Origin of the sequence: Streptomyces sp. NPDC017991 (assembly GCF_044328075.1) — a bacterium.
In the GTDB taxonomy this organism is placed as follows: domain Bacteria; phylum Actinomycetota; class Actinomycetes; order Streptomycetales; family Streptomycetaceae; genus Streptomyces.
Map to the genome: position 1 here is coordinate 665,567 of NZ_JBIRGP010000004.1, position 16,630 is coordinate 682,196.

Consider the following 16,630-nt stretch of genomic DNA (forward strand, 5'->3'; position numbering starts at 1 on the left):
CGGATTCGCTGCCCAACGCCGGGGCGCCGCCGAGGCCCTCCGGCGCGGGCCCGCCCGCTCCGACGGATCGCATGATCGGACCGCGTAACGCGAACCACGTAACGCGGGCCCTGCGACGCGGATCCGGTCAGGTGGGTGACGTGGGGACGCGGGCCGCTCGCCCGGTGCCGGTCGCGCGTCACAATGGGCGGGTGAGTAACACCAGCCTGGCACCGCTGCCCTCGTCCGACCGCACCGACGTCACCGCACGGCTGCGGGACGCCCTCCTGGGCGCCTCCTTCAGCGCCGACGGGCTGCTCGACCTGCTCGGCGCCCCCGCGTACGCGGCGCTGGCCCGCAGCGAGACCGTACCCGCGCTCCGGGCCACCCGGGGCGACTCCCCGCTCGAAGCGCTCGTACGGCTGTTCCTGCTGCAGCAGCCCGTGCCGCACGCGCGCGTGGCGGACGTTCTGCCGGTGGAGGACTGCCTGGAGGGCGGCTGGCTGATTCGCGTCGGCGGGGACGAGGTCGCGGCGGCGGTCGACGTACGGCCGTACGGCGGACCGGGCGGCGAGGACTGGTTCATCGTCTCCGACCTGGGCTGCGCGGTCGGCGGGGCCGGCGGCATCGGCAGCCATGACGAAGGTGTCGTACTCGGAGTGGGCGGCGCGTCCACCACGCTCGCGGGCATCACCGTGCGCGCCCCCTTCGCCTCCGCGCTCGATCTCGGCACCGGCTCCGGGATCCAGGCGCTGCACGCCGCACAGCACGCCACGCGCGTGAGCGCGACCGACCTCAACCCCCGCGCGCTGCACATCACCGCGCTCACCCTCGCGCTGTCCGGGGCTCCGGCGGCCGACCTGCGCGAGGGCTCCCTCTTCGAACCGGTGGGCGACGAGACGTTCGACCTCATCGTCTCGAACCCGCCCTTCGTGATCTCCCCCGGCGCCCGGCTCACCTACCGCGACGGCGGGATGGGCGGGGACGATCTGTGCCGCACGCTCGTTCAGGAGGCGGGGGAGCACCTGAACGAAGGGGGATACGCGCAGTTCCTGGCCAACTGGCAGCACGTGGAGGGCGAGGACTGGCAGGACCGGCTGCGCTCCTGGGTGCCGCGCGGCTGCGACGCGTGGATCGTGCAGCGCGAGGTCCAGGACATCACGCAGTACGCCGAACTGTGGCTGCGGGACGCGGGCGACCACCACGCCGATCCCGTGGAGTACCAGGCGCGGTACGACGCCTGGCTGGACGAGTTCGAGGCGCGCAAGGTGAAGGCCGTCGGCTTCGGCTGGATCACGCTGCGCAGGTCGGACGCGGAGCTGCCCTCGGTCGTCCTGGAGGAGTGGCCGCACTCCGTCGAGCAGCCGCTCGGCGACGCCGTGCGCGCGCACTTCGAGCGGGTCGACTATCTGCGTGAGCACGACGACGCGGCCCTGCTGGCGGCTCACTTCCGGCTGGTCGGCGAGGTCGTGCAGGAGCAGGTCGGGCTGCCCGGTGCCGAGGACCCGGAGCACGTCGTGCTGCGCCAGCACCGCGGGATGCGGCGGGCCACGAAGGTGGACACGGTCGGCGCGGGGTTCGCGGGCGTCTGCGACGGCACGCTGAGCGCGGGAAGCATCCTGGACGCCATCGCCCAACTGGTCGGAGAGGATCCGGTGTTGCTGCGCGACCGGACGCCCGCCCAGATCCGGCTGCTGGTCGAGCAGGGATTCATCGAGCCCGCGGCGCGGTGACGCCGCGGGCCCCCGGGCCCGCCGGGACCGGCTCTCCCGTACGGCGCTCGCGCCGTTCAAGTCGGTGCCGAACGGCTCGCGGCGCCGCGAGCCGACCAGTACTTCTGGAACCGGGGATCCACCGAGGCGGTGTGCGCGGTGGGCGCGGTGAGCCCTGCCGGCGCCGCGCAGACGAGCGGAAAGATATCGGCGCCCGGCGCGGTGTGACGGACTCCACCTGGCGGCATGGTCGGCTCCTGTTACGTGCGGTGGTCGGCCCTTCCGAGCGGTCCGCTCCCGGCTCGCTCCCGGCGGGAGTGGCGTGGCACCGGTGCGGTGCTGGGTGCGGCAACGGTGCGGGTCGCGGTGTGGGCTGTTCCGCTTCGGGGCGCACGGAGTCGGCCGCCTCCCGTTCACCCCGGGTTGGGATTCCGGCTTCCCGGAGGTGCCAGCCTCCCGACCAGAGCACACGAGGGCGCGACCCGGAGCACACGAGGGCGCGACCCGGGGCCCGTGAGGGCGGACCCCGGGGGACACACCAGGGCGGAGGGACGAGTCATGGAGAGCGGACCGGCGATCTTCACGGGATCGGTGTTCGCCCTGTTCGGGGGCGGACTGCTGCTGTGGACCGCGGTCCGGCTGCGGCAGCGCGCGCCCGTCGCCCACGGGGTGAGCCCCGTCGCATCGGCGACGGTCGCGGGCTTCGCCGGGACGGCTGCCGTGCTCCTCGCAGTGTGGTGTTTCACTCGCGTCTGAGCGCCGTCGCCATCGACGCGCCGGGCCGCCCCGTTCTTCGGGCAACGCCTCCCGGTGTCCGCGCGAGGCCGCCCCGCCGCCCGCAACGCCGCCCCGCTGTCCGGGAAACACCGTCTCCCCTGTCCTGTAATCGCCGTACGAGGGCGGGCGCGGGCAAGATCGACGCCGGTCGGATTTGCCCTCTCCGGTAATTGAGAGGTCACGCTCCGGATGTCCCGGAAAGGGCAGGTCGGCACTCCGGGCGGCAGGAATGGCGGGAGTCGGGTTACCGTTCGAGTGGCCGTTGCGGGCTTTTCCCGTTTGACACGGGGGCGGGATGTACCGTCACACTCCGCAGCGTCAGCATGACCCGACCCCCGGGTTCAAGGCCTGGGGCGAGACCCCCTGCGTCGACCGGAGAGAAGAGCGAAGTTGTCCCCGACCAGCGAGACCGCACACGGCGGCCGCCGACTCGTCATCGTCGAGTCGCCTGCCAAGGCGAAGACGATCAAGGGCTATCTCGGCCCCGGATACGTCGTCGAAGCGAGTGTCGGGCACATCCGCGACCTCCCCAACGGCGCCGCGGAGGTGCCCGAGAAGTACACCGGCGAAGTGCGTCGGCTCGGTGTGGACGTCGAGAACGACTTCCAGCCGATCTACGTGGTCAACGCTGACAAGAGGGCCCAGGTAAAGAAGCTCAAGGACCTGCTGAAGGATTCCGACGAGCTCTTCCTCGCAACCGATGAGGACCGCGAGGGCGAGGCCATCGCGTGGCACCTCCTTGAGGTACTGAAGCCCAAGGTCCCCGTCCACCGGATGGTCTTCCACGAGATCACCAAGGACGCGATCCGCAGCGCCGTCGCCAACCCGCGCGAGCTCAACCAGCGCATGGTCGACGCCCAGGAGACCCGTCGTATCCTCGACCGCCTCTACGGCTACGAAGTCTCGCCGGTCCTGTGGAAGAAGGTCATGCCGCGGCTGTCGGCCGGCCGCGTCCAGTCGGTCGCGACCCGGCTCGTCGTCGAGCGGGAGCGCGAGCGCATCGCCTTCCGCTCCGCCGAGTACTGGGACCTGACCGGCACCTTCGGCACCGGCCGGGCCGGCGACCGCAGCGACCCGTCGAACCTGGTCGCCCGGCTGACCGCCGTCGACGGCAAGCGTGTCGCGCAGGGCCGTGACTTCGACTCGCTCGGCCGGATCAAGGGCGCGAACACCCTTCACCTGGACGAGGCCAACGCCCGCGCGCTGGCCGCCGCCCTGGAGAACACGGACTTCTCCGTACGGTCCGTCGAGTCGAAGCCGTACCGACGTTCGCCGTACGCACCGTTCCGTACGACCACGCTCCAGCAGGAGGCGAGCCGCAAGCTCGGCTTCGGCGCGAAGTCCACGATGCAGGTGGCGCAGAAGCTGTACGAGAACGGCTTCATCACCTACATGCGTACGGACTCCACGACCCTCTCGGACACCGCGATCACCGCGGCCCGCGCCCAGGTCACGCAGCTCTACGGCGCGAGCTACCTGCCGGACAAGCCGCGTGTGTACGCCGGGAAGGTGAAGAACGCGCAGGAGGCGCACGAGGCGATCCGCCCCTCGGGCGACCGTTTCCGCACCCCGGCCGAGACGGGCCTGACCGGTGACCAGTTCCGGCTGTACGAGCTGATCTGGAAGCGGACCGTCGCCTCCCAGATGAAGGACGCGGTCGGAAACTCCGTCACCGTGAAGATCGCGGGCAGGGCCTCCGACGGCCGGGACGCCGAGTTCAGCGCGTCCGGCAAGACGATCACCTTCCACGGCTTCCTGAAGGCGTACGTCGAGGGCGCGGACGACCCGAACGCCGAGCTGGACGACCGCGAGCGCCGCCTCCCGCAGGTGGAGGAGGGCGACCCGCTGTCCGCCGAGGAGCTCTCGGTCGACGGCCACGCGACCAAGCCCCCGGCCCGTTACACCGAGGCCAGCCTGGTCAAGGAGCTCGAAGAGCGGGAGATCGGCCGCCCGTCGACGTACGCGTCGATCATCGGCACGATCCTCGACCGCGGCTATGTGTTCAAGAAGGGGACGGCCCTGGTGCCCTCCTTCCTGTCCTTCGCCGTGGTCAACCTCCTGGAGAAGCACTTCGGGCGGCTCGTCGACTACGACTTCACGGCCAAGATGGAGGACGACCTCGACCGCATCGCGCGGGGCGAGGCCCAGTCCGTCCCGTGGCTCAGGCGTTTCTACTTCGGCGAGGGCGAGGCGACCGGCGCCGCGGAGGCGGGCAACGGCGACGGGGACCACCTCGGCGGTCTCAAGGAGCTCGTCACCGACCTCGGTGCCATCGACGCCCGCGAGATCTCGTCGTTCGCCGTGGACGGCAGCGACATCATGCTGCGCGTCGGCCGCTACGGGCCGTACGTCGAGCGCGGCGAGAAGGACTCCGAGAACCACCAGCGCGCCGACGTCCAGGAGGACCTGGCACCTGACGAGCTGACCGTGGAGCTCGCCGAGGAACTGCTCGCCAAGCCGAGCGGCGACTTCGAGCTGGGCGCCGACCCGGAGTCGGGCCACCAGATCATCGCCCGTGACGGCCGCTACGGCCCGTACGTCACCGAGGTGCTGCCCGAGGGCACCCCGAAGACCGGCAAGAACGCCGTGAAGCCGCGTACGGCCTCGCTCTTCAAGTCGATGTCCCTGGACACGGTGACGCTCGCGGACGCGCTCAAGCTGATGTCGCTGCCGCGCGTCGTCGGCAAGGACGCCGAGGGCGTGGAGATCACCGCCCAGAACGGCCGCTACGGCCCGTACCTGAAGAAGGGCACCGACTCCCGCTCCCTGACGAGCGAGGACCAGCTCTTCACGATCACTCTCGACGAATCCCTCGCGATCTACGCGCAGCCCAAGCAGCGTGGCCGCGCGGCCGCCAAGCCGCCGCTGAAGGAACTCGGCACCGACCCGGTCAGCGGGCAGCCCGTCGTCGTCAAGGACGGCCGCTTCGGCGCGTACGTCACGGACGGCGAGACCAACGCGACCCTGCGGTCCGACGACAGTGTCGAGGCGATCACTCCGGAGCGGGGCTTCGAACTGCTCGCGGAGAAGCGGGCGAAGGGGCCGGCGAAGAAGACGGCCAAGAAGGCGGCGAAGAAGGCACCCGCCAAGAAGGCGCCCGCGAAGAAAACAGCGACAAAGAAGACCGCTGCTACGAAAACGGCCGCAAAGAAGACCACCACCGCCAAGAAGACGGCCGCCAAGAAGACAACCGCGAAGGCCACGGCGGCCAAGGCGACTGCCGAGGACTGAGCCGTTCTTCACAGAGGCCGCACCCAGGACTGAGCCGCTCTCCGTCCCCGGTCGAGGACCGGTGTCGAGGACCGGTCCGCAGACGGTCGGGAGACCGACCGGAGGCGGACCGGTTCTTGCACCTTCGGTTCCCGGAACGAACGCCCCGACACCACTTGGTGTCGAGGGCGTTCGCATGTTCGGGGCCCTATTCGGGGACCGGGTGCGTCCGGATAGGCTGGCAGGATGACGCGAGCCGAGCAGCCAACGGCCCACACTCCGGCCCCCGACGACTCCCTGGTCGCAGACTCACGGGAGCGAGCCGTCCGGGCGCTGCTGCGGGTACCGCAACTGAGGCGGCTGTGGAGCGCACAGCTGGTGAGCGGCGTCGGTGACGCCCTCGCCCTGCTGGTGCTGGTCCTGCTCGCCCTGCAGGCCGCGGTGTCCGACGGATCCTTCGGAGGCGGCTACCGCGGAGTGGCCCTCGCCGTGTCGGCGGTCTTCGGCGCACGCATCCTCGCGACGCTGCTCTTCGGAGCGGTGCTTCTGGGCCCGCTCACCTCCCTCACCGCCCAGGACGGTCCGCTCGACCGCCGCTGGACCATGGTCGGCGCGGACGGCGTACGGGCCGTACTGCTGATCATCGCGCCCCTGTGGATCGACTGGACCCCTGAGAACGCGCTGGCCGTGCTCCTCGTGACGGCGTTCGTCATCGGGGTCGCCGAGCGTTTCTGGACGGTGTGCCGCGAGAGCGCGGCGCCCGCGCTGCTGCCCGCGCCGCCGCTGGAGGGCGCGACGGTACGGCCGCTGCCGGACCACATGGACGCCCTGCGGCGCCTCGCCCTGCGTACGGGATTCGTCGCGGCGCCCCTCGCGGCGGCGGTGCTCGTCGTCGCCGGGCTCCTCAACAACCTGCTGGGCGCCGGACTCGCGTGGTTCGACCAGCACCAGGCGGCGCTCGCCTCGTACGTCGCCGCGGGCCTGTTCGCCGCGTCCCTGTCGGTGCTCACCTTCCTCGAACTGCCCGACGTACGCACCCCGCGCGCGCGGTCGCCGCTGGAAGGGCTGCGCCGCCCCAGGACGGGTTCGGGCATCGACAAGGGCCGTACGGGGGCCATCCCGCTCCTGGTGCTCGCCTGCGCGGCCGTCGCCGGGGCCGTCGCGGCAGCCGTCGCGGTAGCCGTGCTGCACGCCAAGGACCTGGGCGGCGGTCCGGTGACGTTCGGGCTGCTGGTGCTCGCGGCGACCGGCGGGGTCGTGGTCGGCATCCGTACGGCGCCCAAGCTGCTGCCGTCCCTGTCGCGCCGGCGGCTGCTCGCCCTGGCGATCGCCTTCACCGGGATCGCGCTGCTCGCCGCGGGACTCGTCCCGGACGTCACCACCGTGCTCCTGATCGTCGGTTTCGCGGGCATCGGCGCGGGCGTCGCCGCCAACACCGGCCACGCGCTCCTCGACCAGGAGGCCGAGGACTACCGCCGCGCGCGTACGACGGAACACCTGCACGCGGTCGTACGGGTCTTCGTGGCCGTGGGCGTCCTGGTGGCGCCGCTGGTGGCGGCCGCCATCGGTCCGCACCGCCTGGAGAACGGCAAGTTCGTGTTCGCGCACGGCGGCGCCGCCTTCACGCTGATGCTGGTCGGTGCGCTGCTCCTGCCGGTCGCCGCACTGGTCCTCGCCAAGGCCGACGACCGCTCCGGAGTACCTCTGCGGCACGACCTGCGGGACGCGCTGCGCGGCGGGGACGACCCGGTACAGGCACCCACCGACGCCGGGTTCTTCATCGCCCTGGAGGGCGGTGACGGGGCAGGCAAGTCCACCCAGGCCGAGGCCCTCGCGGAGTGGATCCGCGCCAAGGGGCACGAGGTCGTGGTGACCCGCGAGCCCGGCGCCACCCCCGTCGGCAAGCGGCTGCGGTCGATCCTGCTGGACGTGTCGTCGGCCGGCCTCTCGCACCGCGCGGAGGCGCTGCTGTACGCGGCCGACCGCGCGGAGCATGTGGACACCGTGGTGCGGCCCGCGCTGGAGCGGGGCGCGGTCGTGGTCTCGGACCGGTACATCGACTCCTCGGTGGCCTACCAGGGAGCGGGGCGCGATCTGTCCCCCACCGAGGTCTCCCGGATCAACCGCTGGGCCACGGACGGGCTCGTACCGCATCTGACGGTGCTGCTGGACGTGGCGCCGGAGACCGCGCGCGAGCGGTTCACCGAGGCGCCGGACCGGCTGGAGTCGGAGCCCGCCGAGTTCCACGCGCGCGTGCGGTCCGGTTTCCTGACGCTGGCCGCCGCCGACCCCGGCCGCTACCTGGTCGTCGACGCCGGGCAGGAACCCGAGGCCGTCACGACCGTGATCCGGCACCGGCTCGACGTGGTGCTGCCGCTCTCCGAGGCCGAGATCGAGGCCAAGGAGGAGGCACGCAGGGCCGCCGAGCAAGAGGCGCGCCGCAAGGCCGAGGAAGAGGCGGCCCGCAAGGCGGAGGAGGAGCGGCTGGAGCGCGAGCGCCAGGAACAGCTCGCCCGGCTGCGCGCGGAGGAGGAAGAGCGCAAGCGGCTCGAACTGGAAGAGGCGCAGCGGCGCGAGGCCGAGCGGCAGGCCGAGGAGGCCCGGCAGCGCGCCGAGGCCGCACGCGTGCGTGCCGAGCAGGAGAAGGCACGGCAGCTCGCCGAGGAGAAGGCCCGCGCGGCCGAGGAGGAGCGCCGGCGCAAGCAGGCCGAGGAGGAGGCGCGGCTGCGGGCCGAGGCCGAGGAGCGGCGCCTGGAGAAGCAGCGGAAGGCCGAGGAGGCGCTGGTCCGGGCCGAGGAGGCGCGGCGGGCGGCGGAGGCCGCGGCTGCTGCTGCGGCGGCCACCACTGCTTCGGCGGCTGCGGCGGCCTCGGCGCGGGAGGCGGCTGCGGCGTCCGCGTCTGCCTCGTCTGCGTCCGCGGGGGCTGGGCCTGCGGCCTCCGGGCCTTCCGGAAGGGCCGGGTCCGGTCGGGTGGCGGGTGGTCCGGGCCACGAGAGTCCTGACAAGGGGAACTCGGGCAGCGGCGGCCCGTACAACGAGGGTCCGGACAATGAGAGCCCGGACAACGAGAGCACCGTGCAGACGCCCATGGTGACGCCGACGAACGCGTCCGGTGGTCCGGTCGACGAGACGGCCGTCCTGCCTCCGGTGCCGCCGCGCGATGCCCGGCAGGGTGCCGGGTCGGGCACCGGACCGGGTGCTGGGTCGGCCGGCGTTTCGGCCGGCGACGAGACGGCTGTGCTGCCGCAGGTTCCGCAGCCCCCGCAGGGCGCCGTCGATGAGACCGCGGTGCTGCCGCCGGTCCGTCCGGAGCCCGCCGCGGACGAGACGGCGGTCCTTCGCCCGGTACGGGACGAGCGTGGCCGTGGGCCCGAGAACCGGGTCCCTCCCGGGTACGGGACCGGAACCGGGGCCTCCGACGGTGGCACTCGTGAGCTGCCCCAGGTAGACGCCGAGGGCAGGCCCCGGCGGCGCCCCCGTTCGGACTGGGCGGAGGAGACCCCGCTGGACGATCTGCCGACGCTGGCCGACGAGTTGCTCGGCCCGCGTGACGACGACGAGCAGGACGAGGGGAACGGGCGCCGGCGGCGCTGAAGCCATCGGGGGCACGGGCGTCGGCACGGTGCCGACAGCGCGCTGACAGGGCGTCGGCAGGGCGCCGGCAGGGCCCTGGCAGCGGGGCCGTGCCGGCGTCGGGCCTCGTTGTCAGTGCCCTCCCGCACAATGGGACGCAGCAGGCACACGTGCGACAAAAGGCGCGGCAGCGGCTCCGGCTGCGCCGACGACGGCAGGTTCGACGAAAGGGCGGCGCCCCATGACCGTATGGGACGACCTGGTGGGCCAGGAGAAGGTCAGCGGGCAGCTTGAGGCCGCCGCGCGGGACGCCGACGCCCTGGTCACCGCGGTCGCTGCCGACACCCCGCCGCCCGAGGCCTCGAAGATGACGCACGCCTGGCTCTTCACGGGGCCGCCCGGGTCGGGCCGTTCCACCACGGCGCGCGCCTTCGCGGCGGCCCTGCAGTGCATCAGCCCCGACCGCGCCCTCGGCGGGATCCCCGGCTGCGGATTCTGCGACGGCTGCCACACGAGCCTGATCGGGACGCACGCGGACGTGCAGATCATCCGCACCGATCTGCTCTCCATCGGTGTGAAGGAGACGCGCGACCTGGTCCGCCGCGCCCAGTTGTCCCCGGCGGTCGGCCGTTGGCAGGTCATCGTCATGGAGGACGCCGACCGCCTCACCGAGGGCGCGGGCAACGTGCTGCTGAAGGCCGTCGAAGAGCCCGCGCCCCGTACGGTCTGGCTCCTGTGCGCGCCCTCCCTGGAGGACGTGCTGCCCACGATCCGCTCCCGGTGCCGCCACCTCACGCTCCGGACGCCCTCGGTGGCCGCGGTCGCCGATGTCCTCGTACGCCGCGACGGCATCGAGCCGGACATCGCCGCCGCCGTGGCCCGTGCCACCCAGGGCCACATCGGGCGCGCCCGGCGCCTCGCCACGGACGAGCGGGCCCGCGCGCGCCGGGCCGCCGTCCTCAAACTGCCGCTGCGTGTCGACGACGTGGGCGCCTGCCTCAAAGCGGCCCAGGAGCTGATCGACGCCGCCTCCGAGGACGCCAAGCAGGTCGCCGAGGAGACCGACGTCAAGGAGACCGAGGACATGAAGGCGGCCCTCGGCGCGGGACAGAACGGCCGTATGCCGCGTGGCACCGCGGGCGTGATGAAGGAACTGGAGGACAGGCAGAAGCGCCGCAAGACGCGTACGCAGCGCGACAGCCTGGATCTGGCCCTGATCGACCTCACGGCTTTCTACCGCGATGTGCTCGCCCTGCAGTTCGGCACGGATCTCGCCCTCGCCAACACGGAGATGCAGGACGCGCTGGACCGGCTGGCGAGGGGGTCGTCGCCCGAGGCCACCCTGCGCCGGATAGAGGCGATCGCCGCATGCAGAGTGGCCCTGGACCGGAACGTGGCGCCGCTGCTGGCGGTGGAGGCCATGACGATGGCGCTGCGGGCGGGCTGACGCGGGCGAGCACGGCGGGCTGACGCGGGCCCGCACGGCGGCGGGCTGACGCGGTGGGAGGGCGCTGGGCGCTGACGCGGGGTGCGGACGTGGCGGGCTGACATCGAGTGCGGAACCCGGTGCGGTCACCGGGTGCCGGCGCGGCGGGCTCGCACCGGCGGTCGGCGCGGTTGACGCGGCGGGCGCGGCGGGCGCGGCGGGCGCGACGGGCCTGCGCAGGTCGAACGGGGAGGTGACGGCATCACTCGTACGAGGCATGCGTGCAACTCTGAGCAATCAATCCGTCGCACAGGGTTACGCTCGGTCGATGTACACCAGGCGCCGGCCCGGGTCGTCCCGGGCCCATCGATCCCTCCGCGCGTGCGGCACCCTGCTCGCCGTCGCCGGACTCCTCGTCTCCGCCTGCTCCGCGGGGAGTTCGACGACCGCCGCGAGCCCGGCCGGGTCGGTGGCGCTGCACGCGCTGCCCGAGGCCACCCCGTCCGCGCTGGCCCCGTACTACGCGCAGCGCACGAACTGGCGGGCCTGCGGTGTGGCCGGCTTCGAGTGCGGCACGCTCAAGGCGCCGCTCGACTACGCCGCGCCGGCCAAGGGCGACATCCGGCTGGCCGTGGCCCGCAAGAAGGCCACGGGCCCGGGCAAGCGGATCGGCTCGCTGCTGGTCAACCCGGGAGGACCGGGCGGCTCGGCGGTCGACTACCTCCAGTCGTACGCGGGGATCGGCTACCCGGCGAAGGTGCGCGCCCGCTACGACATGGTGGCGGTGGACCCGCGGGGCGTCGCCCGCAGCGAGCCCGTCGAATGCCTCACGGGCAAGCGGATGGACGCGTACACGCAGACGGACACGACCCCCGACAACGCGCGCGAGACCACTGAACTGGTCGACGCCTACAAGGAGTTCGCGGCGGCCTGCGGACAGCGCTCGGCGAATCTGCTGCGCCATGTGTCCACGGTCGAGGCGGCCCGCGACATGGATCTCGTACGGGCCGCGCTGGGCGACGAGAAGCTGACGTACGTGGGTGCCTCCTACGGCACGTTCCTCGGGGCGACCTACGCGGGTCTGTATCCGGAGCGCGTGGGCCGGCTGGTCCTGGACGGCGCGATGGACCCGTCCCTGCCCGCGCGGCAGCTGAACCGGGACCAGACGGCCGGCTTCGAGACGGCCTTCAGGTCCTTCGCGAAGGACTGCGTCGGGGAGTCCGACTGCCCGCTGGGCGGGAAGGGCACGTCGCCGGAGCAGGTCGGCAAGAACCTGAAGGCCTTCTTCCGGCAACTGGACTCCGCTCCCATCGACGCGGGCGACGCGGACGGCCGCAAACTGGGCGAGGCGCTGGCCACGACCGGGGTCATCGCCGCGATGTACGACGAGGGGGCCTGGCCGCAACTGCGCGAGGCCCTCAGCACGGCCATGAAGGACAAGGACGGGGCGGGCCTGCTGGTCCTGTCCGACAGCTACTACGAGCGCGAGGCGGACGGTACGTACGCCAATCTGATGTCCGCCAACGCGGCGGTCAACTGCCTGGACCTGCCCGCCGCTTTCGCCTCCCCCGAGGAGGTCGAGAAGGGCGTCCCCGACTTCGAGAAGGCCTCCCCCGTCTTCGGCGAGGGGCTCGCCTGGGCCTCGCTGAACTGCGCCTACTGGCCGGTGAAGCCGACCGGTGAGCCGCACCGCATCGAGGCGAAGGGCGCGGCGCCCATCGTCGTCGTCGGCACGGTCCGCGACCCCGCGACCCCTTACCCCTGGGCGCAGGCCCTCGCCACCCAGCTCTCCTCCGGGGCGCTCCTGACCTACGACGGCGACGGCCACACGGCGTACGGCCGCGGCAGCGCCTGCATCGACTCCGCGATCAACCAGTACCTGCTCGAAGGCACCCCTCCGAAGAAGGGAAAGCGCTGCTCGGCGACCTGATCACCGAGCGGTCGGGGGTGCCCCCAGGGCCGGTACGGAGCACCCCCGGAACCTGTGTAGACTTGCTGACGTTGCCGATCGCACCATAGTGCTGGCAGCGCGCCGCCTTAGCTCAGATGGCCAGAGCAACGCACTCGTAATGCGTAGGTCTCGGGTTCGAATCCCGAAGGCGGCTCTGTAGAAGCCCCAGGATTCTCACTCGCCGTGACCTGGGGCTTTTGCTTTGGGCGGATGCGGATGCGGATGCGGAGAGCGCGGGCCGTGCGGCGGTCTCCAATCCCCGACCCAGTCCCAGTCCCAGTCCCAGTCCCAGCCCCCGGGCACGGACTCATAGCAGGTTCCGGGGCAGGAACGTGTAAGTCGTGGGCATGTCAGTCGGCGGGCGTCGACATCTGCCTCGGTGAGCAGGGCTTCGAACACGGTCGAGTGGACGGAGACAGACGGGTGCTGTTGCTCGTGTTCACATCCGGTGACTTGTGGGTGTGCGCGAGAACGGGGCCCAGGGCAGGCCGTCGGTGCGAGTCGGGGTCGATACTTGGAGACCTGGATGACCTAGGGGGACAGGATGGCCGACGGCCCAGTACTCGCACAGCTGCATTTCGGGCGTGAGGATGCCGAACGGGATGTGACCGAGGGGCTGCTGCTGCGGGGCGGGTTCGTGCCCAACGCCGCCTATCGGGGTGCTCTCACCGGGCGAAAGATGTTGATCATCGGGCGCAAGGGGTCCGGCAAGAGTGCGATCTGCATGCAGTTGCTGGCGGACGGGCCCGGTGGGCACAGGGGCGGCAAGATACTCGTCACGCCCGACGAGGCGGCGGGAGAGGAAATCCGACGGTTCGAGTTGCAGGGGCTTCCCGGGGACTCGGCCAGGGCGCTGATCTGGCGCTATGTGTTTGCCGTACATGCGGCTCGGCATCTGGTCGGCCACGCCAAGGAAGCGCACGGCAAACGGCCCGACTCGGTGAAGGCGCTCGGCCGTTTCCTGAAGCAGAACGGGGAAGCGGCGGCCGGTGATCGGCTGGTGGACAGACTGGCGCAGGGGGCGCGCGGGTTGCAGACCTCGCTGTCGCTGGAGGCCTTCGGCGTCAAAGCGGGCGTGGATCTCGCGCAGTCTCCGTCCGAAGGGGCGCGGGCCGCACGGCAGTTGGAAGTCGTCGAGCAGGGGGTGACACGGGCCTTCGTCGATCTGGGGTGTGGGGCGGGCCTGCACCCCCCGTTGCTGCTGATGGTCGATCAGCTGGAGCAGGTGTGGTCCGCTGAGCCGGACAGCAACTCCATGGTGATCGGGTTGCTGTTGGCGGCCAAGCACGCGGCAAGTCTGTACGGGCGGTCGGTGCGTTTTCTGTTGTTCCTGAGGGCCGACATCTATGACTCGTTGTCCTTCGGGGAGGGCGACAAGTTCCACGGTGACGAACTGCGGATCGCCTGGACCGAGCGGGCCCTGAGAGATCTGGCGGTCGCCCGGGCGCGGGCGTCCGTCGGGGAGGACCTTGACGAGGAGCGGCTGTGGACGGAGCTGTTTCCGGAGACCGTGGGTGGGGAGGAGACCGCGAAGTACCTCTTCCGCCACTGTCTGCCACGGCCGCGTGACGCCATCCAGTTCCTCAACCTCTGCCAGGAAAAGGCCTGGCTGGAGCACCAGCGTGAGTGGATCACCGAGGCGGACGTGTGGCAGGCGAGCCGGCAGTTCTCGGAGTGGAAGCTCAAGGATCTGAGCTCGGAGTATCTGGTCGCGCACCCGTTCCTCAATCATCTGCGCCCGCTTTTCCAGAACACCGGCTATGTCGTCACGCGTGTCGCGCTCGCACGTCGCTTCGAGGCCGCGGCTGAGACTCTCCACCATGACTTCCCCGCGTACGCCAACGCTTTGACCCTGCCCGGAGTCATCGACGTGCTCTACGGCGTCGGCTTTCTCGGAGTCCGGCGTGGGAACGACGTGGTGTTCGCGGGTGACGACGACCTGCCGGTCCAGCCGCACGAGACGGAGTTCCACGTCCACGCGTGCTTCAGGGCAGCACTTGGCGCCACCAGGCCATTCGACCTACGGCCCTACGAGGTGCAGTTCGCGGACGTGCGGAACACGCTGGGTCACCCCAGCCCTGTGACGTCGGGGGGCACCCCTCGCAACCGTGACGACCGGCTGCTGCGGGAGCTCAGGCATTCCTGCCATTCCATCCGCGCTCAGGTCCATAGGGCGGTGGCTCTGTCGTGGGACGTCGGGGACGAGATCAAACGACAGATCGGTCGAGTCGGTGATGACGCCAACCGCATTCCAGCAGGGGCGGCCGCGTCCGTCGGTGTCGACGTCGACGAGTATCTCCTCACCACCAGCCACTACTTCACCACCCTTGCCGCCCAGCTCATCGACAGCGGACTGGACGAGACGACGGGCATCAACGATGTCGCCCGCCGCATCGAGGAGGAGGCCCGGCGGTTGCGGCGCCTGGCGGGCGGGTCGTTCGGCAGTTCGGGAAGTTCCTGAGGAACCACGGGCGTACTCCTCCGCAGTACCGTGCGTCGGATCCGCGAGCAGCGGAGACGGGCCATGTGTGCTGGAGCGTCCGGGACTCGACGGACTGGTGAAGGCGCCATACTCGTAAGGGAGTTGGGCCGTACCGTCGCGCGGCGGTGGCCGTCCACCGACGGGGGAGGGGACTGGTGCAGGGCGTACTGCTCGCCGAGCGGTTTCGGATCGGTGACCGGCTGGGCGCTGGTGGCTCGGGGCAGGTTTGGGCGGCTCAGGACGAGCGAATGCGGCGGGAGGTCGCCGTAAAGGTCGTTCATCCGCAGTACGGCATGGATGAGGCGGAGACGCAGGCCCGCTTCCAGCGCGAGGTGCAACTGGCGGGACGGCTCTCCCATCAGAACATCGTCACTGTGCACGACTGGGGGGAGGTGTCGGTCGACGGGCGTTCGACCCTCTTCCTGGTCATGGAACTCGTGCGGGGAGTCTCACTCCACCGGCGGTTCAAGGAGTCCACGCCGTCCTGGCCGCTGGCCGCCGGGTGGGCCGCGCAGATCGCCGAAGCGCTGCACGCCGCGCACCGGCAGGGTGTCGTCCACCGGGACATCAAGCCCGCCAACGCGTTGCTCAGGCCGGACGGGACGGTGAAGGTGCTCGACTTCGGGGTCGCGAAGTTCATGGGTGACACCCTCGGTGCCCGCGCACTCACCGTCACGGGCACCCCGCTCGGCTCACCGGCGTACATGTCTCCGGAACAGGTCGAGGGTGACCGGGAGATCGACCATCGCAGCGACCTGTACTCCCTGGGGTGTCTCCTCTACCACGCTGTGGCCGGGCGGCAACCGTTCACCGGCACCAACCAGTGGGCCGTGCTCCGCAAACAGCGCGAGGCCGTCCCGGAACCGCCCGCTGCCTACGTGGAAGGCCTCCCTGCCCCGCTGAACGACCTCATCCTGCGCCTCCTCGCCAAGCGCCCGGGGGACCGCCCGGCGGACGCGGCCACGGTCTACGAAGCACTGAGCACCCTCCTCGTGGACCACGCCGTCACCGAGCCCGGCGTAAACCTGCTGGAGGCCGTACAGCTGGGGCACAAGCACTCCGTGTCCGGGATGATCCTGAGACGGTCCTGGGAATTCCTGGAGGAGGCTCGGGCGGACGCTTCGCGGATCGTCACAGAGGCCAGGAGGGTCGAAGCCGAGGCGCTCCGGGAGGCCCAGCGCACTGCCGCGCTGGTCAGGCGCGAACTGGGAATTCTTGTCCGACGCAGCGAAGAGATGGACGCCAAGATCGAGAGGATCACCGCGCGCCAGTCCGCGGAGGAGTTCCAGCTGCGCGAGGAGGACGGCTACCTCGTCTTCAAGAAGTCGATAGACGGCAGCTACCCCACGGCCCGGCAGTTCAGCGAGGCCTTGGAGACGACGTACGGCGTCCTCGTGTCCGACGACGACGTGAACCGCATGGTCAACCGCTTCACCAACCGCCATACCGCGGAACTGCAGGAAGACCACATCGCGTAGCCGAGCGCGTGGCCGACGGACGGCGGGGCCGGGACGTCCTGA

8 protein-coding genes and 1 tRNA gene are annotated in these 16,630 nt (G+C 71.3%); all 9 read left to right on the forward strand.

The window, feature by feature from the left end:
- Positions 1 to 191 precede the first annotated feature (191 nt).
- The 9 genes from ACH4DZ_RS15775 (at position 192) to ACH4DZ_RS15815 (ending at position 16,588) form a co-directional block, all read left to right on the forward strand.
- Entirely contained in the window at positions 192 to 1,712 is a 1,521-nt protein-coding gene (locus tag ACH4DZ_RS15775) for a methyltransferase (RefSeq protein ID WP_398287629.1), read from the forward strand.
- A 537-nt stretch (positions 1,713 to 2,249) separates the two neighbouring features.
- Entirely contained in the window at positions 2,250 to 2,447 is a 198-nt protein-coding gene (locus tag ACH4DZ_RS15780) for a hypothetical protein (RefSeq protein ID WP_398287631.1), read from the forward strand.
- Between the two features lie 411 nt (positions 2,448 to 2,858).
- Positions 2,859 to 5,699, forward strand: a complete 2,841-nt coding sequence (gene topA, locus ACH4DZ_RS15785; protein ID WP_398287632.1) for a type I DNA topoisomerase — start codon at positions 2,859 to 2,861, stop codon at positions 5,697 to 5,699.
- 225 nt (positions 5,700 to 5,924) lie between these two features.
- The gene (gene tmk, locus ACH4DZ_RS15790; protein WP_398287633.1) at positions 5,925 to 9,272 is read left to right on the forward strand and encodes a dTMP kinase; all 3,348 of its coding nucleotides are present in this window, start codon (positions 5,925 to 5,927) and stop codon (positions 9,270 to 9,272) included.
- A 220-nt stretch (positions 9,273 to 9,492) separates the two neighbouring features.
- Entirely contained in the window at positions 9,493 to 10,698 is a 1,206-nt protein-coding gene (locus ACH4DZ_RS15795; RefSeq protein WP_398287634.1) for a DNA polymerase III subunit delta', read from the forward strand.
- A 307-nt stretch (positions 10,699 to 11,005) separates the two neighbouring features.
- Entirely contained in the window at positions 11,006 to 12,607 is a 1,602-nt protein-coding gene (locus tag ACH4DZ_RS15800) for an alpha/beta hydrolase (protein WP_398287635.1), read from the forward strand.
- Positions 12,608 to 12,708: 101 nt separating this feature from the next.
- Positions 12,709 to 12,782: transfer RNA gene (locus ACH4DZ_RS15805), tRNA-Thr, on the forward strand.
- A 390-nt stretch (positions 12,783 to 13,172) separates the two neighbouring features.
- Positions 13,173 to 15,089 (forward strand): P-loop ATPase, Sll1717 family, encoded by a 1,917-nt coding sequence (locus tag ACH4DZ_RS15810; RefSeq protein WP_398287637.1) that lies wholly within the window; start codon positions 13,173 to 13,175, stop codon positions 15,087 to 15,089.
- A gap of 176 nt (positions 15,090 to 15,265) precedes the next feature.
- Positions 15,266 to 16,588 carry a protein kinase gene (locus tag ACH4DZ_RS15815; protein ID WP_398287639.1) on the forward strand — a complete coding sequence of 441 codons (1,323 nt, stop codon included), beginning with the start codon at positions 15,266 to 15,268 and terminating at the stop codon, positions 16,586 to 16,588.
- Positions 16,589 to 16,630 lie beyond the last annotated feature (42 nt).